The organism is Butyricicoccus faecihominis, assembly GCF_024462775.1.
Lineage (GTDB): Bacteria > Bacillota > Clostridia > Oscillospirales > Butyricicoccaceae > Agathobaculum > Agathobaculum faecihominis_A.
This window is the reverse complement of sequence record NZ_JANGCE010000015.1, coordinates 22,170-47,626: the sequence shown is the minus strand read 5'-3', so window position 1 is coordinate 47,626 and position 25,457 is coordinate 22,170. Positions and strand designations below refer to the sequence as shown.

At 56.1% G+C, this 25,457-nt stretch carries 22 protein-coding genes and 1 tRNA gene; 19 read left to right on the top strand and 4 right to left on the bottom strand.

Translation table 11 applies throughout. The features are described from left to right. Positions 1-8 precede the first annotated feature (8 nt). The 13 genes from NE562_RS09380 to NE562_RS09320 all read left to right on the top strand — a co-directional run bounded on the left by NE562_RS09380 (position 9) and on the right by NE562_RS09320 (position 15,089). On the top strand, positions 9-1,130 hold the full coding sequence (locus tag NE562_RS09380; protein ID WP_280962150.1) for a 4-hydroxybutyrate dehydrogenase: 1,122 nt from the start codon (positions 9-11) through the stop codon (positions 1,128-1,130). 16 nt (positions 1,131-1,146) lie between these two features. Continuing rightward, positions 1,147-2,454, top strand: a complete 1,308-nt coding sequence (locus NE562_RS09375) for an acetyl-CoA hydrolase/transferase family protein (RefSeq protein WP_280962149.1) — start codon at positions 1,147-1,149, stop codon at positions 2,452-2,454. A 28-nt stretch (positions 2,455-2,482) separates the two neighbouring features. After that, positions 2,483-3,931, top strand: coding sequence for a 4-hydroxyphenylacetate 3-hydroxylase family protein (locus NE562_RS09370; RefSeq protein WP_280962148.1), 1,449 nt, complete (start codon positions 2,483-2,485; stop codon positions 3,929-3,931). 1,247 nt (positions 3,932-5,178) lie between these two features. After that, positions 5,179-5,772 carry a hypothetical protein gene (locus NE562_RS09365; protein WP_280962147.1) on the top strand — a complete coding sequence of 198 codons (594 nt, stop codon included), beginning with the start codon at positions 5,179-5,181 and terminating at the stop codon, positions 5,770-5,772. A gap of 33 nt (positions 5,773-5,805) precedes the next feature. Then, positions 5,806-7,671: a 1-deoxy-D-xylulose-5-phosphate synthase gene (dxs, locus tag NE562_RS09360; RefSeq protein ID WP_280962146.1), complete on the top strand. Its 1,866-nt coding sequence runs from the start codon at positions 5,806-5,808 to the stop codon at positions 7,669-7,671. Then, complete coding sequence (locus NE562_RS09355) at positions 7,668-8,465, top strand: TlyA family RNA methyltransferase (protein ID WP_280962145.1); 798 nt, start codon at positions 7,668-7,670, stop codon at positions 8,463-8,465. The genes dxs and NE562_RS09355 overlap by 4 nt, the downstream gene beginning before the upstream one ends. A gap of 3 nt (positions 8,466-8,468) precedes the next feature. Further along, positions 8,469-9,320: an NAD(+)/NADH kinase gene (locus NE562_RS09350; RefSeq protein WP_280962144.1), complete on the top strand. Its 852-nt coding sequence runs from the start codon at positions 8,469-8,471 to the stop codon at positions 9,318-9,320. Between the two features lie 18 nt (positions 9,321-9,338). Beyond that, a complete protein-coding gene (locus NE562_RS09345; RefSeq protein WP_280962143.1) occupies positions 9,339-9,794 on the top strand; it encodes an arginine repressor in 456 nt (151 codons plus the stop codon). A gap of 30 nt (positions 9,795-9,824) precedes the next feature. Further along, complete coding sequence (recN, locus tag NE562_RS09340) at positions 9,825-11,564, top strand: DNA repair protein RecN (RefSeq protein WP_280962142.1); 1,740 nt, start codon at positions 9,825-9,827, stop codon at positions 11,562-11,564. Between the two features lie 55 nt (positions 11,565-11,619). Beyond that, a complete protein-coding gene (gene tyrS, locus NE562_RS09335) occupies positions 11,620-12,840 on the top strand; it encodes a tyrosine--tRNA ligase (RefSeq protein WP_280962141.1) in 1,221 nt (406 codons plus the stop codon). 145 nt (positions 12,841-12,985) lie between these two features. Continuing rightward, positions 12,986-13,061: transfer RNA gene (locus NE562_RS09330), tRNA-Pro, on the top strand. A gap of 101 nt (positions 13,062-13,162) precedes the next feature. After that, positions 13,163-13,807, top strand: a complete 645-nt coding sequence (locus NE562_RS09325) for a hypothetical protein (protein WP_280962140.1) — start codon at positions 13,163-13,165, stop codon at positions 13,805-13,807. An 814-nt stretch (positions 13,808-14,621) separates the two neighbouring features. Beyond that, positions 14,622-15,089 carry a helix-turn-helix domain-containing protein gene (locus NE562_RS09320; RefSeq protein ID WP_280962139.1) on the top strand — a complete coding sequence of 156 codons (468 nt, stop codon included), beginning with the start codon at positions 14,622-14,624 and terminating at the stop codon, positions 15,087-15,089. A 78-nt stretch (positions 15,090-15,167) separates the two neighbouring features. On the opposite strand, the gene NE562_RS09315 is transcribed toward NE562_RS09320, so the two are convergent. From NE562_RS09315 to NE562_RS09305, 3 genes are read right to left on the bottom strand one after another with little or no spacing between them, the layout of a single operon-like run. Then, a complete protein-coding gene (locus NE562_RS09315; protein WP_280962138.1) occupies positions 15,168-15,902 on the bottom strand; it encodes an ABC transporter permease in 735 nt (244 codons plus the stop codon). Positions 15,903-15,904: 2 nt separating this feature from the next. Beyond that, positions 15,905-16,654, bottom strand: coding sequence for an ABC transporter permease (locus NE562_RS09310; protein WP_280962137.1), 750 nt, complete (start codon positions 16,652-16,654; stop codon positions 15,905-15,907). Next, positions 16,651-17,565: an ABC transporter ATP-binding protein gene (locus NE562_RS09305; protein ID WP_280962179.1), complete on the bottom strand. Its 915-nt coding sequence runs from the start codon at positions 17,563-17,565 to the stop codon at positions 16,651-16,653. Before NE562_RS09305 ends, NE562_RS09310 begins: the two co-directional genes overlap by 4 nt. Positions 17,566-17,697: 132 nt before the next feature. Between NE562_RS09305 and NE562_RS09300 the strand changes: the two genes are divergently transcribed. The 4 genes from NE562_RS09300 (at position 17,698) to NE562_RS09285 (ending at position 20,640) form a co-directional block, all read left to right on the top strand. Next, on the top strand, positions 17,698-18,408 hold the full coding sequence (locus tag NE562_RS09300) for a response regulator transcription factor (RefSeq protein ID WP_280962136.1): 711 nt from the start codon (positions 17,698-17,700) through the stop codon (positions 18,406-18,408). Next, positions 18,408-19,769 carry a sensor histidine kinase gene (locus tag NE562_RS09295; RefSeq protein ID WP_280962135.1) on the top strand — a complete coding sequence of 454 codons (1,362 nt, stop codon included), beginning with the start codon at positions 18,408-18,410 and terminating at the stop codon, positions 19,767-19,769. Before NE562_RS09300 ends, NE562_RS09295 begins: the two co-directional genes overlap by 1 nt. Before the next feature lie 95 nt (positions 19,770-19,864). Next, positions 19,865-20,392, top strand: a complete 528-nt coding sequence (locus tag NE562_RS09290) for a dUTP diphosphatase (RefSeq protein WP_280962134.1) — start codon at positions 19,865-19,867, stop codon at positions 20,390-20,392. Positions 20,393-20,493: 101 nt separating this feature from the next. Continuing rightward, the gene (locus NE562_RS09285; RefSeq protein ID WP_280962133.1) at positions 20,494-20,640 is read left to right on the top strand and encodes a hypothetical protein; all 147 of its coding nucleotides are present in this window, start codon (positions 20,494-20,496) and stop codon (positions 20,638-20,640) included. Between the two features lie 167 nt (positions 20,641-20,807). Here NE562_RS09285 and NE562_RS09280 read toward each other — a convergent pair whose 3' ends face one another. After that, a complete protein-coding gene (locus NE562_RS09280) occupies positions 20,808-22,196 on the bottom strand; it encodes a diguanylate cyclase domain-containing protein (RefSeq protein ID WP_280962132.1) in 1,389 nt (462 codons plus the stop codon). Positions 22,197-22,425: 229 nt separating this feature from the next. Between NE562_RS09280 and NE562_RS09275 the strand changes: the two genes are divergently transcribed. Together NE562_RS09275 and spoIVA are read left to right on the top strand one after the other, a co-directional pair. Beyond that, positions 22,426-23,901 (top strand): DUF3794 and LysM peptidoglycan-binding domain-containing protein, encoded by a 1,476-nt coding sequence (locus tag NE562_RS09275; RefSeq protein WP_280962131.1) that lies wholly within the window; start codon positions 22,426-22,428, stop codon positions 23,899-23,901. A gap of 15 nt (positions 23,902-23,916) precedes the next feature. Beyond that, positions 23,917-25,395: a stage IV sporulation protein A gene (gene spoIVA / locus NE562_RS09270; RefSeq protein WP_280962130.1), complete on the top strand. Its 1,479-nt coding sequence runs from the start codon at positions 23,917-23,919 to the stop codon at positions 25,393-25,395. Positions 25,396-25,457: the final 62 nt, after the last annotated feature.

Sequence of the window (25,457 nt, the reverse complement as noted above, 5' to 3'; positions counted from 1 at the left end):
CGAAAGAAATGAAAGCCTTTCAGTTGGCACCAGCAATAGGAGAGTACGCGGATTTCGGAGCGCTGGCGCAGGAATTGCGTTTAGGGAGGACAGACCTGATCCTGACGAACGAATACATCTATCATCCGGCGATCTCGGCGCTCGACCTCGGCTGCCAGACCCTGTTTCAGGAGCGATACGGTGCGGGCGAGCCGACGGACGTGATGGTGGACGCAATTTTGGACGAGCTGCGGGATAAGGAATATGACCGCATCATCGCCGTGGGCGGCGGCACGATCATCGACATCGCCAAGGTGCTGGCGGTCGCGGTGGCAAACGACCGTGTGGACGACCTGTATGACCGCATGGCGTCGCTTACCAAGGTGCACCCGCTCATTATCGTGCCAACCACCTGCGGCACGGGCAGCGAGGTGACCAATATCTCTATTATCAACCGCACAACCAAGGGCGTGAAGCAGGGCATCGTTTCGCCGTCCATGTTTGCAGATGAGGCCGCGCTCATCCCGGGCATGCTGCAAAGCCTGCCGTACGGCGTGTTTGCCACCTCCTCGGTCGACGCGATGATTCACGCGGTTGAGAGCTACTTAAGCCCCAATGCCTGTGCGATCAGCGAGGTATTTTCCGAACGGGCGCTGCACCTCATTCTGTGCAGCTGGCGCGGCGCGGTCGCATCAGGCAGCAAGGACGGCTGGAAGGCTTATGCGGCGGAGCTGCTTCGCGCCTCCAACTTTGCGGGCATCGCCTTTGGGCACGCGGGCTGCGCGGCTGTACATGCTTTAAGTTATCCGCTCGGCGGCGTGCATCACATCCCGCATGGACAGGCCAACCAGCTGATGTTCGCGGATGTGATGCGCAAATATCAGGAGAAAAAACCGGTGGGCAAGCTGAACCGGCTGCAGGAATTGCTCGCAAACGAACTGAACTGCACACCGGAACACGCGCTGGACGCGCTGTATGCGCTAATGGATCAAGTGATCGAAAAAGCGCCTCTGCGCACGCATGGCGTGACCGAACAGGAGCTGCCGGTGTTCGCCAAGAATGTGCTGGAGACCCAACAGCGTCTGCTCGGCAATAATTACGTGGAACTTTCCGAACAGGATATTTTGGAGATCTACCGCTGGGCGTTTTAGGAAGGAGGAGACGAAAATGGACTGGAGAGAACACTATAAGAAGCGCACCATGACCCCGGAACAGGCGGTATCCCTGATCTGCGACGGCGACCGCGTGGTCTTCGGTCACGCGGTGGGCGAACCGATCGTGTTCCAGCGGACGATGGCGCGTTTGGCCGATCAGTTCAGCGGCGTAGAGGTGGCGCACATGGTCTATCTTGGCTCGGGCGAGTATTTGCAGCCCGGCATGGAAGGGCACTTTCGGCACAACGCGCTGTTCGTCGGCGGTCCGGCGCGCAAGGCGATTGCGGAGCACCGGGCGGATTACACCCCCGCGTTTTTCTCCGATGTGCCGCGCATGTTCCGCGACGGCTCGCTGCCGGTGGACGTGTTCGCGTTCACCTGCTCGCCGCCGGATGAGCGGGGTTATGTATCGCTCGGCCTTTCGTGCGACTACGGCGCGCAGGCGGTCAAGTCGGCGCGGACGGTCATTGCTGAGGTCAACCCCAATATGCCGGTGACCTTTGGCGAAACCTTTGTGCATGTGTCGGAGATCGACGCTTTTCTGTGCTCGTGGGAGCCGCTGCCCGAATCGGCGCCCGCGAAAATCAGCGAGGAGGACCGGCAGATCGGCAAGTATATCGCGGATCTGGTGCGCGACGGAGACTGCCTGCAGCTCGGCATCGGCGCGCTGCCCGACGCGGTGTGTACGTTTCTGGGCGACAAGAAGGATCTCGGCCTGCACACCGAAATGATCTCGGACGGCATCATCCCGCTGATCGAGTCGGGCGTGATCAACGGACAGCGCAAGCAGCGCGATATCGGCAAGATCTGCGTGACGTTCCTGATGGGCACCCGGAAGCTGTACGATTTTGTCGACCATAACCCGATGTTCCACATGCTGCCCGTGGATATCTGTAATAATCCGGCGGTAATCTCGCAGAACGACAATGTGGTTTCGGTCAATTCGTGCGTCGAGGTGGATTTACAGGGACAGGTGTGCGCGGAAGCGATCGGCCTGCGGCAGATCTCGGGCATCGGCGGCCAAATGGATTTCGTGCGCGGCGCAAACCTGTCCAAGGGCGGCCGATCGATCATTGCGCTGCACTCGACCACAAGCGACGGTAACCACTCAAAAATCGTCGCGACGTTGACCGAAGGCGCGCCGGTGACGACCAGCCGCTGCGATGTGGGCTATATCGTGACCGAATACGGCGTCGCGGCCTTGCGCGGACAAACGCTGCGTGAACGAGCGAAACGGCTCATCGCCATTGCACACCCCAAATTCCGTGCGGAACTTTCGGAGGAGTTTGAGAAACGCTTCGGCGAAGCGCCCGCATGCTGAATTATTGAAGAAAGAAGGAAAAAACGCCATGATGACAAAAGAGCAATACGTGGAATCCCTGCGGGGGCTGCACCTGAACCTGTACCGCTTTGGCGAAAAGGTGGAAAACGTGGTGGACGACGAGGTCGTACGACCCTCGCTCAACGCCTTCGCCGCGACCTACGAGCTGGCCGAGGACCCGCAGTACGAGGACCTGATGACCGCCGTTTCCAGCTTAACCGGCAAAAAGATCAACCGGTTTACCCACCTGCACCAGTCCGCCGACGACCTGATCAAAAAGGTCAAGATGCAGCGCCTGTTGGGGCAAAAGACGGCGGCCTGCTTCCAGCGCTGCGTCGGTCTGGACGCGGCCAACGCCGTGTTCTCCACCACCTTTGAAACAGACGAGGCCCACGGCACAAGCTATCACGAAAACTTCAAACAGTTCTGGACCGAGGTGCAAAACAACGACTGGGGCGTGGACGGCGCGATGACCGACGTGAAGGGCGACCGCTCGCTTTCTCCTTCCAAACAGGCTGATCCTGATCTGTTCCTGCACGTGGTCGAGCGCACGGCGGACGGCGTATACGTCACAGGAGCCAAGGCGCACCAGACCGGCTACTTAAATTCGCACTACGTGCTCGTCATGCCGACCATCGCCATGCGCGAGGGCGACGAGGACTACGCAATCTCCTTCGCCTGCCCGACCGACGCAGACGGCATCACGCTCATTCTCGGCCGGCAATCCTGCGACACGCGCAAGACTGAGGAGTATAACGATATCGACGTGGGCAACAAGGTATACGGCGGTCACGAGGTGCTGGTCATTTTTGACCGCGTGTTCATCCCGAACGACATGATCTTCCTGAACGGCGAAGTGGACTTTGCGGGCATGATGGTGGAGCGCTTCGCGGGCTACCACCGCCAAAGCTACGGCGGCTGCAAGGTCGGCGTAGGCGATGTACTGATCGGGGCGACCGCGCTCGCGGGCGACATGGCGGGTTCCGCCAAGGCCAGCCACGTCAAGGATAAGCTGATCGAGATGACGCATCTGAACGAAACGCTGTACTGCTGCGGGATCGCGTGCTCGTCGCAGGGCACCAAGACCAAGGCGGGCAACTACCTGATCGATCTGCTGCTGGCCAACGTGTGCAAGCAGAACGTGACCCGCTTCCCGTACGAGATCGCCAGACTCGCGCAGGACCTCGCGGGCGGCGTCATGGTGACCCAGCCCTCCGAAGCAGACTACCGCAACCCCGCGACACATGATTACATCGAGAAGTACTTAAAGGGCGTGGCGAGCGTGCCGACCGAGGACCGCATGCGCGTGCTGCGCCTGATCGAAAACATGACCATGGGCACGGCGGCTGTCGGTTATCTGCCCGAATCCATGCACGGCGCGGGCTCGCCGCAGGCACAGCGCATCATGATCGCAAGACAGTCCAACCTCGAAATGAAAAAGCAGCTGGCAAGGGACATTGCGCGTATTTCGTTATAAAAATAAGGTTCTTCAGATAGCGGCTCAATAGAACTGTGCTTAAGTATGGTAGCGTGTACTCAGAGAGTATCAGATATCTGCCGCTGTGGCAGGGGCTGTAAAAAACTGTTGCAAAATAGAAGAGTACCCAAATGTCATTCTGTACGAAGTGAAGAATCTCGCGCGAACGCGCGTTCCCAGCGTATCGGATGCACGAGACCTCATGCTTTTTCAGTCATTTGTTTTTTGGAATGGGGTACAAATCTGGTTTAGTGGAATACTTGTCTTCGTCTTGTGATGACCTCTGATTAGTGGTATAATAATCAGGCTATCAGAAGCATTGCGGAATGAAAAATGTATCAGGATGTGTCCGCGCATATCGCGGAAAGTGGCACGCTGTAATCTACTGATGGATGCAGAAAAAATTCGATGATCTTAAAAGATAATATAAGTGCGCAAAAAACAGTAAAATTTTCTTGAAATCGCACTGTATTTAGTGTTATAATTGAAAACGCACAGACATAAACGACGTTAAACAGACGTTGCGATCGAGTGTGTAAAAAGTGGCGCAGTATCCTAGTCAGCGCATGCGATTCCCAGGACGGGCCTAAAAATCCGTAGAAGGGCATATCGATGAAGTCTCTGGTGTTTGCTTCTTACGCCCAGTTTGGGGTGGATGCTGGAGGTTAAGGCTCGAGGGCGCGCTTCAATGGCATGAAGTACCGACCCTCCCGCCGTGGAGACCTGTATGCGTGGGACACCTATAGCACCTCTTCGGGGGTTGACGGATGGCCTACGGTACAGGATGAAACCTGTATTGCGGTGCGGCGGCAGCCGCGCGCGACGGGATTGAACCCCGTTTGCGCGGTACGTCAAAGCGCTGTGTGCAGTGTAGCCTGCCTTGCGTGGTTATGGTGGATAAGGTATCCGCCCGCGGTTTCCCGGCCAGGAACGCCGCGGGAATTGACGTTTGAAACCATAGCTGCAAAAGAGGCTAAGAATCGCGTTGCCTGTTGTGGAAAGCACCTAGGCTGTTCCAAAAGAGGCAGACAGAGGATTGCAGTACGGACTAAGTGGCAATTCGGTCCCGGTGATGGTAACATCCCGGCACGGGCTTTAATGGGAAACCCCCATAGCGGCGACGCATGGCAGCCCGCGGGGAAAACCAACCGAACCTCAAGCCGTAAGATTAACTCTGTCTGCCGCCACTTTATTTTATTAACCATCGCCCGTAAGGGCGTTATTTTCGTCAAAAGGGAGTTTCATCCTTGGAAGGAACCGACAAACAGAAGAAAAAACAGCGCGAAGCGCCGCGCCCGCCGCGTCTGATCAATGTGCGATGGGTCGTAACGATCATGGCGGTCAGCTTGGTGCTGAGCATGACAATGTCCTATCTCTCAAGCGAAGCGCTCAACAACGCGAATACGATCACTTCGTTTATCGTGTTGTTTCTTTTCATCGCGCTGGGCATCGTATTTGACATGATCGGCGTGGCCGCCACTTCGGCGACTGAAAAAGAATTTCACTCCATGGCGGCCCGCAAAGTGAAGGGTGCAAGGGAAGCGGTCTGGATGACGCGCAACGCCGAAAAGGTATCCAGCATCTGCAACGATGTCATCGGCGATATCGCTGGCATCATCTCAGGCGCGACCGGCGCGCTCATCGTCGCCCACATGACGGCGGGCGCGGGTGCGCTGCGCGCGGTCATCATATCCCTTGCGATCACCGGTATGATCTCCGCCATGACCATTGGTGGCAAGGCGGCCGGTAAGGGCATTGCGATCGCCAACAACGGCAAGATCCTCGCGGTATGCGGCAGGGTGCTCTCTGTGCTGCCCATCGCGTTCGATAAAAAGAAATAGCCGAAAAAAGGAGCTGCCACCCAAGGGGAAAGTATGAAAAAACGCTACGGAATTTTAGATAATGTAAAAAGCCCGGCCGATCTGCGAAACCTGTCCTACAATTCACTCGACGCGCTTTCAGCGTCTTTGCGCGAGTTTATTGTGGATCATGTTTCAAAGACGGGCGGGCATTTGGCGTCTAACCTCGGTGTGGTGGAGCTGGCCGTCGCGCTGGAACGCGAGTTCGATTCGTCGAAGGATCGCATCATATATGACGTCGGTCATCAGAGCTACGTGCATAAAATATTGACCGATCGGCGCGAAGGGTTTGATTCATTGCGTCAATTCGGCGGCCTTTCCGGTTTTATGAAGCCGGAAGAAAGCCCGGCGGATCCTTGTATCACGGGGCACGCGTCCAGTTCGGTCTCGGTCGCTCTCGGCATGGCGCACGCGCGCACGCTGAAAAATCAGAAATACCATGTGATCGCGGTGATCGGCGACGGCGCAATGACCGGCGGCATGGCCTATGAGGCGCTCAACAGCGCAGGCACCAGCCGCGAACCGCTGATCGTTGTGCTGAACGATAATAATATGTCGATCGCGCGAAACGTTGGCGGACTAAACCGCCACCTGTCCCGCTTACGTGTCAACCCGCGCTATCTGCGCGCAAAGACACGGGTGAAAGGCGTGCTGAGTCGTATGCCCGGCGGCCAAAAGCTGGCGGATGGCCTTTCCCGTATTAAGCGCCGCTTGAAGATTTTGCTGCTGCCGACCTCGATCTTTGAACAGATGGGGTTTGCCTATTTCGGCCCGGTGGATGGGCACGATATAAAATCCGTGTGCGAGCTGCTGCGTATGGCTAAAAAAATGAAAAAGCCGGTGCTGTTGCACATCATGACGCGGAAGGGCAAGGGTTATACGCCGTCCGAACAGGACCCGGAGACCTATCACGGCGTTTCTAAGTTTAATCCAGTGACCGGTATTACAGGCGGAGAGACCAAACAGGATTTTTCCGCCTGCTTTGGCAAGGAGCTTTGCCGGTTGGCCGAAACGGATGGCCGCATTTGCGCGGTTACGGCCGCGATGCCATCCGGCACAGGCCTGACCGGTTTTGCCGAACGCTATCGCAGCCGCTTTTTTGATGTCGGTATCGCGGAAGAGCACGCGGTGGCAATGGCAGCTGGTATGGCCAAGCAAGGGCTTTTGCCCGTATGCGCGATCTATTCCACTTTTTTGCAGCGCGCTTATGATCAGATCATTCATGATGTGGCGATCGAAGGGCTGCATGTCGTTTTAGCGGTCGACCGCGCGGGCATTGTCGGCGCGGACGGCGCGACGCATAACGGCGTATTCGACGTGGCCTTTCTGCGCTCGGTACCGGGCCTGAAAATTTACGCGCCGAGCAACTTTGCCGAACTGCGCGCCATGCTCAGTCATGCGCTGTATCATGATACCGGCGCGGTCGCGATTCGCTATCCGCGCGGCGGCGAGGCTTCCTTCACGGCTTCCACGGTATCCGAACCGTTTGTTCGTATCAAAGAAGGCAAGTCTGCCGCGATCGTTACCTATGGCACGATGCTGGAGGAGACGCTACAGGCGGCCAATACGCTTGCGGATACCGGATGTGAGATCGCTGTTTATAAATGGAACGAGCTTTCTGCGTCGCCCGGCGAAGCGCTATTACAAGAACTGGGCGCCTATCGCGCGGTGCTGGTCGCGGAGGACGTGGTGCAAACGGGTGGCATGGGAGAGTATTTGGCCGCGCTGCTTGCGGCGCGTAGCTGTGCGCCGCAGCGTTTGCTGTTCTGTTCTACGGGCGACCAATTTCTGCCGCACGGCAGCGTGGAGGAGGTGCGCCGGGCCTGTGGCTTGGATGCGGCCAGTCTGGCAAAAACATTGAGGGAGGCGATCGCGAAATGAGTAAACTGCGTTTGGACATCGCGCTGTTTGAGCGCGGTCTTGTCCCGTCGCGTGAGCGCGCGAAAACGACAATCATGGCCGGTCTGGTTTATGTGGATGGCCAAAAGGCGGACAAGGCCGGCATGACCATACCGGAAGATGCCAACATAGAAGTGCGCGATATGGGCAAGACCTTTGTCTCGCGCGGCGGCCACAAAATTGAAAAGGCGCTTGACTATTTCCAGATCGACCCCAAGGGCCTGACCGTGATGGACGTGGGCGCGTCTACCGGCGGTTTTACCGATTGCCTGCTGCGGCGCGGCGCGGAAAAGGTCTATTCGATCGACGTGGGCTACGGCCAGCTGGCTTGGAGTCTGCGGCAGCACCCGCGCGTTGTATGCATGGAGCGCACCAACATCCGCTATGTGACGCCCGAGCAATTACCGGACACGCCTTCGCTGTGTGTGATCGATGTTTCGTTTATTTCGCTTCGTATCGTTCTGCCCGTCGTGGCGGAGCTTCTGTCGGAGCAGGGCCGCGTCGCCTGCCTGATCAAGCCTCAATTTGAAGCGGGCCGCGGCAAGGTGGGGAAAAAGGGCGTTGTGCGCGAGCCGGAGATCCATTTAGAAGTGCTCGAGGGCTTTGTGGAAAATGCGCGCGCTGCCGGATTTGCCGTACGAAACGTCACCTTTTCGCCCATCAAAGGGCCGGAAGGGAACATTGAGTTTTTGGGTTATCTGCAAAAGCAGGGGACGGACAGCGTTCCCGACCTTTCCGAGATTGTGCGTCAGGCGCACGAGGAATTGGATGGATAAAGAATGATCAAAACCATTTTTGTTTACCCTAATATGCGCAAAGAAGGCGTGCGCGGTATCCTGCCCAAGGTCTGTTCGCTGCTGAGCGGGCAAGGGGCGCGTTTGCTGCTGCCTCTACGGCTGCGCGGGCTGGAGAGCACAATCGAGTGCGCGGATTTTCTGGAATCCGTCGATGCCATGCGTGTGTCGGATGCGGCGGTGGTTCTTGGCGGAGACGGCACCATGCTGCGCATCGCGCGAGCAGCGGCGCAGCACGGCGTACCGCTGCTCGGCATCAATTTGGGCCATATCGGTTTCATGACCGAACTGGAGCGTGACGAGCTTTCTCTCATGGAGCGGCTGTTTACCGGCGAATATACGCTGGATAGCCGGATGATGCTGCACGTGGCGATTCGGCGGGGGGATCGCGTGGTCTATGAAAACGATTCGCTCAATGATATCGTCATTGCCAAGGGTACCGCTTTTCGTGTGGTGTGTGTGCGCATTGCGGCGGATGATGAGGATGTCACAGCCTTTAACGGCGATGGCGTGATCGTTTCCACGCCGACGGGTACGACGGCTTACGGCCTTTCCGCCGGCGGGCCGATCATTGAACCAAGCGCGGAAAACCTTGCGGTCACGCCGATCTGCGCGCATGCGCTGCAAGCAAAAGCGTTTGTGTTCGGACCGGAACGCCGCATCACGATCAACGCGCAGTGCGAAGGCGGCAGCGAGGTATTCGTTTCCGCGGACGGCGGACAGGGCTTTGCCATTCGTCCGGAGGATCAAGTGGAGATCACGCGTTCTTCGCTGCGGACGAAGCTGATCCGTCTGAAGGGCAATAGCTTTTACAAGATATTACAGCAAAAATTATAGGGCGAGGAGGGATGCGGCATGAAATTTCAGCGTCAAGCCAAGATACTTGATCTGATCGATCGGTTTGAGATAGAAACGCAGGAGGAACTGACCGACCACCTGCGCACCATGGGCTACAATACGACGCAGGCGACGATCTCGCGCGATATCCGTGAGCTGCGGCTGATCAAAACGCTTTCCTCTGAAACCGGAAAATATAAATACGCCGCGGCTACATCCGGCACAGCGGAGAGCTTTACCGTACGCCTGCGTAATATTTTCCGCGAGTGTGTGACCAGCATTCAGGCTGCGCAGAACATGGTCGTCATCAAAACGCTGCCCGGTCTGGGGCAGGCGGCGGCAATGGCGATCGACGCGATGCGCGCGACCGAGGTCATCGGCACGCTCGGCGGGGACGATACGGTGTTCGCCGTAATGCGGGATAACGAAAGCGCGGAACGCTTTTGCCGCGAAGCGCAGGAAATCCTACAATGAAAATAAGCGGCTGGAAAGGGAGGTGCTGTCATGCTCGAGCTGCTGCATATTGAGAATATTGCCGTGATCGAGCAGGCGGATATCGAACTCGAACCCGGCCTGACCGTGATGAGCGGCGAGACCGGCGCGGGTAAATCGATCGTGATCGATTCCGTGGGCGCGATCCTCGGCCGTCGTGTCAGCCGCGAGCTAATCCGCTCGGGCGCGCAGAAGGGCTTTGTCAGCGCGGTATTTTCCGCGCTTTCACCCGGCCTTAACCGCCTTTTGGCGGAGCTCGACCTGACCGGCGAGGAGCCGGATACCCTGTATATCCAGCGGCAGATCAACGCGGACGGCAAGAGCGCCTGCCGTGTGAATATGAAGCCTGTTACGGCCGCGGTACTAAAGACGCTTGCGCCTTATCTGATTGATATTCACGGCCAGAACGATGGACAAAAGCTGTTGGACGAGCAGTATCACATTGATTACTTAGACGGCTTTGCGCAAAATGAAGCGCTGCTGGCGGAATATCAGCCGCGCTATCAATCGCTTCTGCAGCTGCGCCGGCAGATTACCGCGCTGGAAACCGGCGAGCAGGAACGTCTGCAACGGGTTGACATGCTCTCTTTTCATAAGGAAGAGATTGAGCAAGCTGCGCTTAAGCCGGGTGAGGATGAAACGCTTGCGCAGCAAAAGGCCTTTTTTGACCATGCGGGCAAGATAGCCGCGGCGCTTGAAGAGGCTCGCCTTGCGCTGGCGGGGGATGAGGATGCAGACGATGCGGCCGGCGCGTGTTCTCTGCTCGACCGCGCTGCCGAAGCGCTGGGGGCGATCGGAGAAATATCCGATGCGTATGAAGGCATCGCCGAGCGTGCGCAGGAGCTTCGATATCTCGCCGCCGATCTGCGGGACAGCGTGGCCGGTGGTTGTGGCAACCTAGAATTTTCCGCCGCGGAGCGTGACCAAACGGAGCAGCGGCTGGACGAGATCTATCGCCTGAAGCAGAAATACGGCGGTACGATTGAGGAGATCCTCGCTTATCACGCCAAGATAACGGAAGAACTCGATGGGCTGCAAAACGCAGATACCCGGCGTGACGCTCTGCGCGAGCAGTATCGTGTGGAATTGGCGGACGCCAAGAAAATCGCTGCCCGTCTGACCGAGGCCCGCGTAGAAGCCGCGGGACGGCTCGAGCAGGCGATCGTGCGGGAACTCGGCGAGCTGGACATGGAAAAAGTGCGGGTTCGCATCGCGGTACGTACCGGTACCAAGCTGACGCAGCACGGCTTTGATACGGTCGCGTTCGAGATATCGGTAAATCCCGGCGAGCCGGAAAAACCGTTATCCAAGGTCGCGTCCGGCGGTGAGCTTTCGCGGATCATGCTGGCGCTGAAAAATGTGCTGACGGCAGGCGAGGAGGTCGGCATGCTGATCTTTGATGAGATCGACACCGGCGTCAGCGGTCACGCCGCACAGCAGATTGCGCGTAAGCTGTCCGCGATCGCTGGACAAAAGCAGACCCTGTGCGTGACGCATTTGCCGCAGATCGCGGCGATGGGCGACCATCATTTGCGCATTTCCAAGTCGGTGCGGGGCGAGCGCAGTTATACGGATGTCAGCCAGATGGATGAAGCGCGGCGGATCGATGAGATCGCACGCCTTCTTTCAGGGGAAACGATCACCGACGCCTCGCGCGGCAATGCCGCCGAGCTGCTCCATGAGGCGCAGCGCTATAAGACGGATCGAGAGACCGGCTTTATTGATGAACGCCGCAAGGAACGGGCGCCGTGAATCTATGGTTAAAAAGTATTTAAAATAGATTTAAAAACAAGGAGAACAAGTGACGATGGGTATCTATCAGGAACTCGTTGACCGCGGATTGATCGCACAGGTCACAAACGAGCAAGAAATTAAAACAATGATCGACAATGGCAAGGCCACCTTTTATATCGGCTTTGACCCGACGGCGGATAGTCTGCATGTTGGTCATTTTATGGCCCTGTGCCTGATGAAGCGCTTGCAGATGGCCGGCAATAAGCCGATCGCATTGATTGGCGGCGGTACCGGCATGGTGGGCGATCCCTCCGGCCGTACCGATATGCGTTCGATGATGACGGTTGAAACCATCCAACATAATTGCGATTGCTTCAAAAAGCAAATGGAGCGCTTTATCGAGTTTGGCGAGGGCAAGGCGCAGATGGTCAATAACGCCGACTGGCTGATGAACCTGAATTATATCGAGCTGCTGCGCGATGTCGGCTCATGCTTTTCAGTCAATAACATGTTGCGTGCCGAGTGCTATAAACAGCGCATGGAAAAGGGCCTTAGCTTTTTAGAGTTCAACTACATGATCATGCAGTCCTACGATTTTTACTACCTGTTCCAGCACTACGGCTGCAACATGCAGTTCGGCGGCAACGATCAGTGGAGCAATATGCTGTTCGGCACAGAGCTGATCCGTCGTAAGCTCGGCAAGGACGCGCACGCAATGACGATCACGCTGCTGCTCAATTCGGAAGGCAAGAAGATGGGCAAGACCGCCGCGGGCGCGGTTTGGCTCGATCCGAACAAGACCTCGCCCTACGATTTTTATCAGTACTGGCGCAATGTCGACGACGCGGATGTGCTCAAGTGTATCCGTATGCTGACCTTCCTGCCGCTTGAGCAGATTAACGAGATGGACGGCTGGGAGGGCGCACAACTTAACCGCGCCAAGGAGATTCTTGCCTATGAGCTCACTGCGCTCGTGCATGGCAAGGAAGAGGCGAATAAGGCGCAGGACGCGGCAAAGAGCATCTTTGTCAGCGGGGGCTCCAGCGAAAATATGCCTACCACAAAGCTCACGGATGCCGATTTCATAAACGAAGAGATCGGCGTGCTGACCCTGCTGGTCAAATGCGGTCTCGCCGCTTCAAACGGGGAAGCGCGTAAGCTGGTGCAGGGCGGCGGCGTATCCGTTGCGGGCGCTAAGATAGCCGACCCCAAGCAGATGCTGAACAGATCGGTTTTTGAAAACGAATGTATCATTAAAAAGGGCAAAAAGACCTTCCACAAGGCGACCCTGTGATCAAGATATTTTGAAAACGCAGCCCGGAATGACTTAGCCGAGAATCATGGCTAAGTCATTCCGGAACACTTGAAAAAATGCTTGACAGGAGCACTTAAATTTGGTATTCTAATTAGGCAAGGTTTTGAGTTATTCCTTGTATTATCCGGGTGTAGCGCAGTTGGTAGCGTGCTTGACTGGGGGTCAAGAGGCCGCAGGTTCAAGTCCTGTCACTCGGACCAAAATGGGAAGGCCATCGAATTCAGTCGAATTCGATGGCCTTCTATATTCCAATAGATGTCTTCCGATTTATCTGTTATAATTGTCAAAACGGGGGTGTAAAATGTTTAACAGATATTTTGAAGCAGGTGAGGACAGTATTGAATTTCTCTTTGCCCATCTTGCAGTAAAAAATATTGATTTTGCAAAAATATCCCTTTCATGTATATTGGAACCGAATCACATAGATTATGCGCTTTTTCAAGACGAACATACTTATTTTTTCTTTCATATCCAAAGTATTTTGACGGCTTGCGGCAATTTGTATAACATATTTTACGGAAATGGTATGTGGATGCGATATCATAATAATAGTATAAATCGTCCCTTATTGTTGAGAGAAGCATTCGATATCAATATAAGTCAATTTCCGTTGGTGTTTGATAAGGCTGTCAGGAATACAAATGAACACTTTGATGAACGGTTCGATGAGTTTAGGTGGAACGTTGGCGATTATAACATCTTGGACCATAATACTCCGCCAGATATACGAGCAACAATTTTAAATGATAATCATCTTAGAACTTTTGACCGAAGTAATAATTGCTATTACACCTATATCCGTCGTAAGGGGCAGTTAGTCCCCAAAACTATTGATTTTCGAATATTGTTGGAGCAACTATTAAGGATGCGAACACAAATTATAACTCATCCAGTTTTTGAAAGTCGGTGGGAAGACAGAATGCCTGGGGATATTTTAGGTGGATGATTTTGTAATCTATATTTAAATACAGTTTGCCAATTGCCTACAAACCATTGATATAACTGGGTTTCTACAAATCCTATAATTACACTCCGACCATATAAATGAGACTTGAAAATTCAATTTTCGTGGGTTTTCAAGTCTTTTTCTATGTTGAAATACAAATCTGGTTGCTGTCTCCAACGACAAAGACGGAGCGCTGCGCAAGGTCTTTATACGTCGTGCACCCCGCATTGAGCAAGCGTGCCAATATGTGCAGGATTTTTACGGTAACAGCTATATGTCCGCTTTACGCGTGGCGTACGTGATCAATCCGATCTGAACAGATGCAAATAGACAACCCAATAATGTATTACTGTGACGCAGATGTAACAGACGGAGCGGTTACTCTGGATGTTGCGCCACAACTGATTGACGGACGTGCGATGCTCCCGGTGCGTGCGGCGTGCGAATATTGAAATGCAAAAGTTGACTGGAATGAAGACTCCAAGTCTATTGGGATTTTTCCGATTGCATTTGAAGTGATTGATCCCGGCATTCCCGGAGAATACGCAACGGGCAATATCAATAAGTTTTAAAAGATCGGCCGGTCTATACAGGGGATTAACATGGTATAGCAATAACCACCTTATGAAAATAAGGTGGTTATTGCTATACCTCAGCCAGCGCGCTTCTGCCGTTACTGCGCAAGGTTCCGGCTGCTCTTTTTACGGAGCAGTTGGACTTTCTTTTATATGCATAAATAGTCAAGCACCGGAGTACCTTTCAAAATATGACAAAATGCGATACGCTTCTTTTGATAAATAAAAGGAGGTATCCCATGTTAAAAGACATCGTTGCAAGAAATGCATTGCGGGTGCGGGAATTAAACCGGCCCGAACCGGATAAGCCGTTATCGCGCACCAATGTATATCCACAAGACGAGGCGGCAGCCAGCGCTGGCATATCGATAAAACTTCTAGGCAAAATAGAGCGCGGGGTGCAGAATACAACGCTGAAAACGATCAGGAAATTGAAATTTGGTTATAACCTACGTGATTATGAGCTACTTGACGAAAATGGAGGCATCGAGGGTGCACAACCGTGCTATGCCACGCTTAACTGCTTTGCCCGGTACTGTGTGAAGCGCTCAGATCATACGCCGGATACGGAACCTTCACACCTGCTCGATGATTTGGACAATGAACTGCTTGACCATTTCACTCTTGAAAGAATCGAAACGCTTGCGGTACGACAGCATATGAAAGAAGAGAAACTGGCGAATGGGAACATAGCGAGGCGAAGCTAACGCTGCTTCGCCCTTCATGGAACTCCTGTTTCCACCTGTATTTCCATATGAACCATATTTACGGCGTATTGAGGCGCATTATGCGGTTTTGACGTCGCGTTTTTTAAGCCAGAGCACGCCGAATGCGCAAGCTGCTAAAAAAAACAGGGTAGAGGTGGCCGCAAACAGCTGGGGAGCGCACTGCATCGGTTCATCCGGTTTGTTCGTGCACATGCTAAGCTGCAAAAGAGAAAAAGGAAAATACGCGCCAATGCCCTTGGCAAAAGCGGCGATTCCGCAGAAGCCGCCTAAAATGCCCAGACCGACAGGGATGGCGAATGATCGGATTACCAGCGCCACGCATAGAAGAAGAGCCGCCTCCACGGTCAGCGCCCACCAGCCGCGTATCAGCCATAAGTAGAGTTCGGGCGGCACGGGCGCGGTCAGCCCAGCCAGCTTGCCTGAAAGCAGGAACAATGCACCGATCAGCAACTGTGTCAACGCGGAAAGCAGGGAAACGATGGCGAGCTTGGCGAAGAAAATATGCGCCGGTGCGACCGGCATGGTCATTACACTGTTCCAGTTGCGTCCCAGATGCTCCAACCGGCACACATAAGCGCAGTATACGCCGGTTAGCGCGGGTGCGAATAGGGCGCAGTAAAACAGCGAATGCTGGGTCCAGAGCGAATACCACTGCTGGGTCAAAATACCCAGATTGTTTAGATAGTTAAACGTACCCATTACGGCGGAGAGCAGCGGCAGCACGGCAAGCGCCAGCCAAATAAAGGAGCGCCGCAGTTTGATGCTTTCGGCGCGAAACGATCTGATCAGCATACTTACACCTCCTTGCGAATAAACAGCCGCCGCCCGATCGCATATAGGGCAATGAAAAACAGGCAAATACAAAGCAGACCTGTTGAATCATAGCGAACAAAATAATAATCAACCACACGGGTCGCGCGATCCCAATCCATTCGCACGGTATAAAGCACGCCGTAATACGCCCAGATCAACAGCTTTTGGAATGATTGCGGGAAAAAGAGCGAGAACAGCCCGATGAATGCGCCGACCAGACCGAGGATCATGCCGATCATCTGATTGGGCACCAGCATGGACAGAATCAGCTGAAACAGCAGAATGGTTAGAGAGACCGCTAATGTGGACACGAAATAAAGCGCAATCTCATCGACCGGCGGGGCTCCCGCGAAGCCGCGCAGCGTGCCGAAAACCGTGATCGTCACCGTCTGCAGCACGATGGCTGCCGTAAGCCAGACGGCGGCGCAGAGCAGCTTGGCATCGAACAGCCGCCCGGGAGAAGCGACGGTTTGAAGCAGCTTATAGGTATTGCCCTTATGCTCGATATCGGCCGCGCGCGATGCGATCACCGCGGCGATCACCGGGGTCATCATCGCGTTGAGCATCGGAAAGTTATATAGGATATTGGCCCAGCCTTGTGAAAGCTCCTTGGCGCTCATGTCAGAAAAGGACCACAGCCCCCAAAGCAGCTGCGCGGTGAGCATCAGCAGCGGAGCGAGCCATATTTTACGGCGCTTTAGCTTATAAAACTCCATTTGCAATACTTTCACAGACTGGCAGCCCCCTCCGTCAGCTCTAGAAATAGATCTTCCAGATTTTTTTGCCGGTCCTCCAGCCGTACGATACCGATATGGTTTTCAAGCAGCAAGCGCATACACCATGCCGTCTTTTCATCCGCAAAGGGTGGCAGCAGCAGGTAATCGTCCAGCGTTTCACAGGGTACGCCGTGACCGGATAGCACGCTTTGCGCCTGCGTGTTTTGCAGCGTGCGCAGAGCGAGTCGGTGCTCGCTTCGCTCGTGCAGCCTCTCGATTCGATCCTGATACACCAGCGCGCCGTCCGCGATCACGCCGACATGGGTCGCCATCTGGTCGATCTCGCTCAGCAAATGGCTGGATACCACGACTGTCATGCCAAATCGACGCGGCAGATCGCTGATCAGCTCGCGCATCTCCTGTATGCCCGCCGGATCAAGACCGTTGGTCGGTTCATCCAGCACGAGCAAACGCGGCCGTGACAACAGCGCGGCCGCCAAGCCCAGCCGCTGTTTCATGCCCAGTGAATACTGCGATACTTTTTTATCCTTTTGTCCGGTCAAACGCACGATTTGCAGCGCCTCGTTGACCGCTTGCTTCGGCAGCCGACGCAGGGTCTGTAAAATATGCAGGTTTTCCTCCCCGGTCAAATGCCCATAATAGGAAGGGGATTCAATCAGCGATCCAACGCTTTGCAGGATCGCAAGGCGGTTTTTCGGCTCCATCCGTTTGCCGAAAACCGTGACCGTGCCCTTTGTCGGCCGGGCTAGGCCGAGCACCATTTTCAGCGTTGTCGATTTGCCCGCGCCGTTTGGTCCGAGAAATCCGTATATCGCGCCCTCCGGCACGGCGAGGCGCAGGTCTTTCACGCGCAGCTTACCGCCGTAAGCCTTGCACAAGTCCTCTGTTTCGATCATATTGCGCATATCATTGCACACATCCTTTCCATACCGTATCATAAAGCAGCTACCTTACGGCAGCATGAAGCCTGCCTTACTTTTTCCTTACATTTTGCAGCAAGGCGGCGCTTTTGTGCTATGATAAAGATGGTGAGTAAAATGAATGCTTTATCAAATTTTCAAATTCTGATCGTAGACGACGAACCGGCGCTTTGCCGCATGATAAGCGATATCCTGCGGGACGCCGGCTTTACCTATGTGCTAACGGCGCAAAGCTGCGCAGAGGCGCGGCGGCAGTTTGCTGAATGGAGGCCGGACGCGGTTCTGCTTGATGTGATGCTGCCGGACGGCGATGGTTTTAGCCTCATTGAAGAGTTGCGACGCGGACGCGACGTGCCCATCCTGTTCCTCTCCGCGCGCGACGCGGACGAAGACCGGCTGCGCGGTTTGGGACTTGGGGCGGACGATTATATCGCAAAGCCCTTTTTGCCGCGGGAGCTGGTGCTCCGCCTGACCGCGGTGCTGCGCCGCGCCTATGCCGACCGCCTAAAATGTGCGGACGGCCTACTGCGGTTGGGCGCCACAACGGTCGATTGGGCAAGCGGCACGGTATCGCGCGGCGGCACACAGACGGCGCTGACCGCCAAGGAATACGCTCTGCTGCGTAAACTTGCAGATAACCGCGGCCATATCGTAACGATCGACGCCCTTTGCTACGCGGCTTGGGGTGACGAGAACTTCGGTTATGAGAACACGCTGATGGTGCATATTCGCCGCTTGCGGGAAAAGATCGAGGAGGAGCCCTCGCGCCCCCGGTATTTGCTGACAGCGCGCGGACTGGGCTATAAGCTAAAACGGGAGGATAGCTGATGCGGGGACTGACCAAAATGCTCAGCCGCTACGTCGGCGCGGCTATCGGTGTGGGGCTTTTTTTGCTCCTGCTCAATTTTTCGTTGTTTATTGCCTTTGGCGTGCTTTGTCAAAAGAGCGCGCCCGAGACCAAGGACCGCGTGACGTTGATCGCAAATGGCGTCTCCCGGCAGGCGGACGGTTCCTTTGCCGTTTCAGACGAGGCACGGCGCGCGCTGGATGAGCGATACGTTTGGGCCATGCAGCTGGATGAGCAAGGCAATGTTATTTGGGGCGACCGCTTGCCGGAAGATCTGCCGCGCCATTACAGCGCCAGCGATATCGCTTCCTTTGCCCGCTGGTATTTGGAGGATTATCCGGTCTATGTCTGGTCGGACGGGGACGGCCTGCTGGTGCTGGCAAGCGCGCGCAGCAGCGAATGGAAATATGCGGTCACCACATCCTCTTTCCTGATCCAGCAAGGCATCCGCTGGGTTCCCGGCGTATTGCTACTCAATCTGCTCACGGCGCTGCTGTTGGCGCTGTTGCTGGGCTGGCGCATGTATCGCGCGGCGGCCCCGCTCGCAGGCGGGATCGAACAGCTCGCGGAGGAGCAGCCGGTCGCGCTGCCCGTGCGCGGCGTGCTGGGCGATCTTTCGGCCGATCTGAACCGCGCTTCCCAAAAGCTTCGCACACAGCGCGACTTGCTCGATAAGCGCGACCGCACGCGCACCGAATGGATCGCCGGCGTATCGCACGATATCCGCACCCCGCTCGCGCTGGTGCAGGGCAGCGCGGCGCAGCTGGAGGAGGATGCGCGGCTTCCGGCGGACGCCCGACAAAGGGCTGCGCTGATCCGTCAAAACAGCCAGCGCATGGGGCGTCTGGTCAGCGATTTAAATTTAGCTTCCAAGCTCGAATATGAAATGCAGCCTTTGCAGAAAATACTGTTGCGGCCGGCCGCACTGCTGCGCACCGTCGCGGCGGAAGCGCTCAACAGCTTGCCGGAAGACGCCGCCGCGCAAATCGAAGTGCGAATCCCGCCGGAGCTTGGCGAGCTGTCCATTTATGGTGATGAAAAATTGCTCATAAGGGCGGTCGAAAACCTGTTGCGCAATAGTCTGGCGCACAACGGGAACACTGTTTCCATCCGCCTATCGCTGCGGCGCACGGCAAACGCCTGTCATATTCTGGTGACGGACAACGGCGCAGGGCTGCCGGCCGATGTTCTGGCGCGTTTGCGCACCCCCCATCAGGATACGCTGCCCGCGCACGGGCTGGGGCTAATATTGGTCCGCCAGATCGCGCAGGCGCATGGCGGCGCGGTGCTGTTTGAAAATCTGTTACACGGGCTTTGTGTGACGATCAGCCTGCCCATGTGAAGAAGAGGCGCGTTGTTCGACATTTTTTTCGCAGCCGCTCTTTCGCTTTGTCCATCGCTGTGATACAATAAAGACTCGAAAGGGGAGTGGATGATATGCAAAGAATCGCACAATTTTACAAGGTTAGTAATTTTCGCTTTCTGGCGGATTGGTGCGAGCAAACGCACTGCGACCCTTCCCGCGCGCAAGCGATTTTTGAGAGTATACGGTTGCCCCGCCGCGCGACCGCGGGCTCGGCAGGGTACGACTTTTTCGCGCCCGTTTCCTTTTCTCTTCAACCGGGAGAAACGCTTCGCATCCCGACCGGCATCCGCGCTGAGATCGCGGAGGGCTGGGTGTTGCAGCTCTACCCGCGTTCGGGGCTGGGCTTTCGCTACCGGCTGCAGATGGACAATACCGTAGGCATTATCGACAGCGACTATGCCTATGCGGATAACGAGGGGCATATCTTTATTAAAATGACCAACGATTCCAAGATCGGCAAATCGCTGCACGTCAACGCGGGCGACGGCTTTGCACAGGGCATTTTCGTGCCCTTCGGCATTACGCAGGACGACAATGCCGTCGGCGAGCGGCACGGCGGCTTTGGCAGCACGACAAAATCCGCCAAGAACCAAGATTAGACCCGGCAGAGCATCCGTTTTTACGGGTGTTCTTTTTCTTTGCGGGGCTGTAACACCTTGGCAAAAACGCGCCTATACTGTTGATAGGAGCGTGATGCGCAATGTTTTGCCGTGGTCAGGCGATCGGCCTTGCACTCATAAGTTTTGGCGCCGGCGTAGTGTTCGGCTGTATCTTGCCGCTGGGGCTGTTTCTGGTGCTGCTCTCCCTTGCGCTGATCGTGGCCGGCGTGTTCATTGCAAGATGGTGAAGGGGAGGTGGCGGAATGAAGGTAGTGATATGGCAGAGTCCGAAGTATCTGCGCGGTATCCTAAGCAGGCTGTTCCATATAGATAAATGATTACATGACAAAAGGGGCCTTGGCGAAACGATGAAAAGCATCGTGCGCTGCGGCCCCTTTTCGTGCGGTTGTATTTGCTATTGCTGTTGCGTATAGATCGTGCAGCGGCCCTTTCCGCTGTGCTTGGAACGGTACATCGCCTCATCCGCCTGCTGATAGAGCTGCGCGAAGGCGCGGGCGCCCTCGGCGTCCGCGATGCCGATACTGCAGGAAATCGGAATGGATATGTTTTGCGGCGCTTGCAGCTGCAGCAGCTTTTCCATCAATACGGCCACACGCCCTTCGGCCAAGGTCTGGGCGGTTTCTTCCGGCACAAACGCGCCAAATTCATCCCCGCCCAGCCTGCCGAGGATGCCGCCTGCTTGGAACTGCTCCTTGAGCGCCTCCGCGACGGATACCAATACAAAATCCCCAAAGGGATGCCCAAAGGTATCGTTTATTTCTTTGAAGCGATCGATATCCAGCATGAAAAACGCGCCTGTCGCTTGCGGTCTATGGGATAAAAGGCGTTCCACGTGATGTACGAAAGCCGTGCGGTTATAGATCCCCGTTAAGTCGTCACGCTCCGCTTTGTTCTTCATCTCAAGTTCCCGGCGCTTCTGCTGATCGATATCCTTAACATACATGATGCCCTTGTGCTCGCCGGTGATACAGTCGGTGATCAGGCGGATAACGGTCACGGCCCAAAAGGAGCTGCCGCCGGGGTGGCTCAGCATATATTCGCAGCTGATCTCGGTTTCGTTTCGCTCGATGGCGTCTAAAACGCTGCCCAGTGAAAGCTTGGATAAAAATTTCTCCCGGTCTTCCTCCGCCACATACTCCGGTATCTTTTCGCGCACAAAGGCTTCGTACGGCGTGCCCGGCTCGGCATAGGCGCAAATGGTTTGGTTCACCTGACATTGTTCAAAGCAGTTCTTGGAAAAATTGACGATGTAAAACGCGACCGTGTCCGCCAAAACCGCTTGTTGGAACTGCTGCTCCGCCATAAAGGCTTTTTCACCGATCTCCTTGCGCATGTTTTGCAGCAAATTTTCCGCAACCTTGAGCGGATAGGCCTCCATATTTTCCGCCGTGATCGCGGGTGCGGACGCGTGCAGCCCGCATATCTTCCAATCGCCACCCTCTTTGACAAAGATCAGCGTTTGCAAAAGCTTGCTCTTGGTAACGTTTCCGTTTTCCGATCGGTGGATGATCACCTCGCCGCAGGCGTTGGCAAATTGCCCGTCATGGATCAAAATATCCAGCCGCGCATATTGCAGCGAATAAGCCGCGCAGTCGTCTTCACGAAGCCCGCTGGCGAATATTTCTTGAATATCACTTTTGGATCGGACAAAGCCCTGTTCGCCGATGCCGATCCCAATGACACGATCTGCAATGCAGCTTAAAACCTTATCGATATCCTTGGATACCAGACCGCCATCCTCAAAATCCTGAAAAACCTGCCTGATTCGCTCTTCATCAGTCATATATTGTTCCTCCGCCTGATTGAGGCATTATTTACTATTGTACCCTTTTGCCGAACGCTTTGCAAGCTACACACGAAGTGTGTGCGCGGTAAGTTATGTGAACCGGCCTTCAACGGTCCGCGCGGCGGGATACGCCTCTGCGCTTTCTTTTTTTGCAGAGCTTTTCATATTCACGTCGGGGTGGACATATTGTTTATCAGGAGCAGCAGTGAAAAGGAGGAGCAGCACAATGGAACTGAACCAAACAAGCATCTGCTATTATGACAGACGGCTGCAGCGCACCGCTATGAGCACCGAATCGGCCGACGCGATCGTGCCAGACACCTACCCGGACGTGGGCCGCGTGGTGTGTGCGTATGGGGTCGCGTCCGTCAAGGATCAAACGCCGCAAAATGGGCGCTTGCTGATTTCCGGTATGGTGCGTACGACCGTCGTTTACCAGCCGGAGGAGGGGGGCGGCCTGCGGCTGCTGAATATCCCGATCAGCTTTGCGCATATCGAGGAATGCGAAGCGCTGAACACGGACGCGGTGTGTCTGGCGACCTGCCGGGTGGCAAGCGTGGAGGCCGTAGCGGTAAACAGCCGTAAGCTGACGGTAAACGCATCCCTCTGCTTTGAATCCGAGGGGTACCAAAAAACGACATGCAATGTGACCGAGGGGGTCGACCTGCCGCAGGCGGAGCTGCGCTGCACGCCGCGCCTTGTCACGCTGATCGAACAGGCGCAAACCTGCCCGATTACAGTGCTGGAGGACGTGACCATGCCGGACGCCGCCGGGCTTTCGCTTCTACACGCCGAATGCGTGCTGCGCGCGACCGAGTGCCGCGCCATGCAGGGCAAAGCGGTGCTGAAAGGCGAGGCCAGCATCACCTGCCTTGCCTTGCAGGAGGACGACGCCGTGCGCGTTCTGACCAGCGCGACGCCTTTTACCCAGATCCTCGAGATGCCCGAGGTGGGCGAGGGCGACAGCCTGTCGGCCAGCCTGACCGCACGGGAGCTGGACTGCCGCCTTGAGCCGGACGGCCTGCTTTCCTATACGGTCAACGCAGCGGCTCTTTTGCTGATGCGTCGCGCCCAAACGCTGCAAAATATCGACGACCTGTACATCCCGGGCAAGGAGCTGCAGCTTTCGCAGGAAAAGACCGTGCTGCGTTCAACGCCGCCCGCCACCGCCTTTGCCGGTGAGACGACGGAAACGCTGCAAACCGCGCGGCACGTATCCCATATCGTTTCCGCCGGGGCGTTTAGCTGCGATGCGAAGCGCGCGGACGGGGAAAAGGCCCAGATGACCGCCGCTGTGCAGGTGCTTTATCTGGACGACGACCAGCAGCTTTGTTTTCTCCAGCGGATGCTGCCCGTATCAATCCCATGCTCCGGGCAGGGCGAGCTTTCGCAGCTGGAACTTGTGGCGCGGGGCGCGCCTTCCGGCGAGCAAGGCATGATGTTAACCCTTTCCGCAAAGGGTCAGATCGCGGCGGAGGAGCAATGTACGTTCCGCTGCATCACCGAACTAAACGAAATCGACGCGCCCTGCGCGGCGGACGGCGTGACGCTCAAGCTGCGCTACATCGACCGCGAGCAGCCGCTGTGGGATATCGCCAAAGCCTGCGGCACAACGATGGAGGCGATACGCCGGGCAAACGAACTGCCCGCGGATGCGCAGACGGCGGCCGAGACCATGCTGCTGATTCCGATTGGAGGCTGAAAGGTGGGGGATTCAATGGAAAGCAACGCGATTTATGAACAGATCAGCGCACGGACGGGCGGCGATATCTACATCGGCGTAGTGGGCCCGGTGCGCACAGGCAAATCGACGTTAATCAAGCGCTTTATGGAAACCATGGTGCTGCCCGACATGGAGAACGTATATAAGCGCGAGCGGGCGCGGGATGAATTGCCGCAGTCCGGCACCGGGCGGACGATCATGACGGCGGAGCCCAAATTCGTTCCAGAGGAAGCGGCCGAGATCGCGCTGCCGGATGGCGGCGGCTGCCGCGTGCGGCTGGTGGATTGCGTGGGTTATTTAGTGGACGGCGCGCTCGGCAGCATGGAGGACGACGCGCCGCGTATGGTATCCACCCCATGGCGCGAAGCGCCGATGACGCTGGCCGAGGCCGCCGAGCTGGGCACGCACAAGGTGATCGGCGAGCATTCCACCATCGGCCTTGTGGTGACGACGGACGGCACCTTTACCGAGATTCCGCGCGCCAGCTATGAACCGGTGGAAGGACGCGTCATCCGCGAACTGCGCGAGATCGGCAAGCCGTTCGTCGTGCTGGTCAACTCCGCCGAACCACAGGGCGAAGCGGCGCGTTTTGCCTGCGACAGCCTGCGCGAGCAATACGGCGTCGATCCGATCGCGGTGGATTGCCTAGCGCTGGACGAAGCGGGCATAGCCGACGTTTTACAGCGGGTGCTATATGAATTCCCGGTTCAGGAGATCAGTTTTGTATTGCCGCGCTATGTCGGTTCGCTGCCGCCCAGCCACCCGGTGCAGGCGAGCATTTACCACGCCATCCGTTCCGCGGCCCGTCCGGGCCAGTGCATGCGCGATATCCGCGCCATGTGCGGCGTGCTGGCTGAAAATGAGTACATCGGCCGCGCCACGATCGACCAGCTCGCGCTCGGCACGGGGCAGGCGCAGCTGCGCTTTGACATCCCGGAAAGCGTATTTTACGGCATCGTCGGCGAACAGACCGGCATTCATATCGGCGACGCCGCCGACCTGATCGCCGTTCTGGATGATTTCTCCAAGGTCAAGCGCGAGTATGACCGCATCCGCGGCGCGCTTGATCAGGTATATCAGACCGGGTATGGCATCGTCATGCCCTCGGTCGAGGAGCTGTCGCTCGAACCGCCGGAAATCGTGCGGCAGGGCGGGCGGTACGGCGTGCGCCTGAAGGCCTCTGCCACCTCGGTACACCTGCTGCGCGCTAATATCAAGGCCGAGGTCAACCCGATCGTCGGCACGGAAAAGCAATCCGAAGAGCTGGTGCACTATTTGCTCAGCGAATTTGAAGAGCAGCCCGAAAAGATCTGGGATACCAATATCTTCGGCAAATCGCTCAGCGAGCTCGTTCGCGAGGAGCTTTCCCACAAGCTTAGCCGCATGCCGGACGACGCGCGCGGGAAAATCCGCGAAACGCTGGAAAAAATTATTAACGAAAGCGCCGGCGGGCTGATTTGTATCATCCTGTGACGGTAACGACCCTGGAAGCCGAAATGGTTCGGTATCCGGGGTCGTTTTTTGTGTATTTTTGG

What these genes read in the sequence shown, in the direction of transcription:
- NE562_RS09320 (WP_280962139.1), top strand. Translation starts at nt 14,622, where the DNA reads ATGTTAAAAGACATCGTTGCAAGAAATGCATTGCGGGTGCGGGAATTA.
- NE562_RS09305 (WP_280962179.1), bottom strand. Translation starts at nt 17,565, where the DNA reads ATGCGCAATATGATCGAAACAGAGGACTTGTGCAAGGCTTACGGCGGT.
- dxs (WP_280962146.1), top strand. Translation starts at nt 5,806, where the DNA reads ATGAAAAAACGCTACGGAATTTTAGATAATGTAAAAAGCCCGGCCGAT.
- NE562_RS09300 (WP_280962136.1), top strand. Translation starts at nt 17,698, where the DNA reads ATGAATGCTTTATCAAATTTTCAAATTCTGATCGTAGACGACGAACCG.
- NE562_RS09375 (WP_280962149.1), top strand. Translation starts at nt 1,147, where the DNA reads ATGGACTGGAGAGAACACTATAAGAAGCGCACCATGACCCCGGAACAG.
- NE562_RS09275 (WP_280962131.1), top strand. Translation starts at nt 22,426, where the DNA reads ATGGAACTGAACCAAACAAGCATCTGCTATTATGACAGACGGCTGCAG.
- NE562_RS09345 (WP_280962143.1), top strand. Translation starts at nt 9,339, where the DNA reads ATGAAATTTCAGCGTCAAGCCAAGATACTTGATCTGATCGATCGGTTT.
- tyrS (WP_280962141.1), top strand. Translation starts at nt 11,620, where the DNA reads ATGGGTATCTATCAGGAACTCGTTGACCGCGGATTGATCGCACAGGTC.
- NE562_RS09355 (WP_280962145.1), top strand. Translation starts at nt 7,668, where the DNA reads ATGAGTAAACTGCGTTTGGACATCGCGCTGTTTGAGCGCGGTCTTGTC.
- spoIVA (WP_280962130.1), top strand. Translation starts at nt 23,917, where the DNA reads ATGGAAAGCAACGCGATTTATGAACAGATCAGCGCACGGACGGGCGGC.
- NE562_RS09380 (WP_280962150.1), top strand. Translation starts at nt 9, where the DNA reads ATGAAAGCCTTTCAGTTGGCACCAGCAATAGGAGAGTACGCGGATTTC.
- NE562_RS09350 (WP_280962144.1), top strand. Translation starts at nt 8,469, where the DNA reads ATGATCAAAACCATTTTTGTTTACCCTAATATGCGCAAAGAAGGCGTG.
- NE562_RS09295 (WP_280962135.1), top strand. Translation starts at nt 18,408, where the DNA reads ATGCGGGGACTGACCAAAATGCTCAGCCGCTACGTCGGCGCGGCTATC.
- NE562_RS09315 (WP_280962138.1), bottom strand. Translation starts at nt 15,902, where the DNA reads ATGCTGATCAGATCGTTTCGCGCCGAAAGCATCAAACTGCGGCGCTCC.
- NE562_RS09280 (WP_280962132.1), bottom strand. Translation starts at nt 22,196, where the DNA reads ATGACTGATGAAGAGCGAATCAGGCAGGTTTTTCAGGATTTTGAGGAT.
- NE562_RS09290 (WP_280962134.1), top strand. Translation starts at nt 19,865, where the DNA reads ATGCAAAGAATCGCACAATTTTACAAGGTTAGTAATTTTCGCTTTCTG.
- NE562_RS09325 (WP_280962140.1), top strand. Translation starts at nt 13,163, where the DNA reads ATGTTTAACAGATATTTTGAAGCAGGTGAGGACAGTATTGAATTTCTC.
- NE562_RS09370 (WP_280962148.1), top strand. Translation starts at nt 2,483, where the DNA reads ATGATGACAAAAGAGCAATACGTGGAATCCCTGCGGGGGCTGCACCTG.
- NE562_RS09285 (WP_280962133.1), top strand. Translation starts at nt 20,494, where the DNA reads ATGTTTTGCCGTGGTCAGGCGATCGGCCTTGCACTCATAAGTTTTGGC.
- recN (WP_280962142.1), top strand. Translation starts at nt 9,825, where the DNA reads ATGCTCGAGCTGCTGCATATTGAGAATATTGCCGTGATCGAGCAGGCG.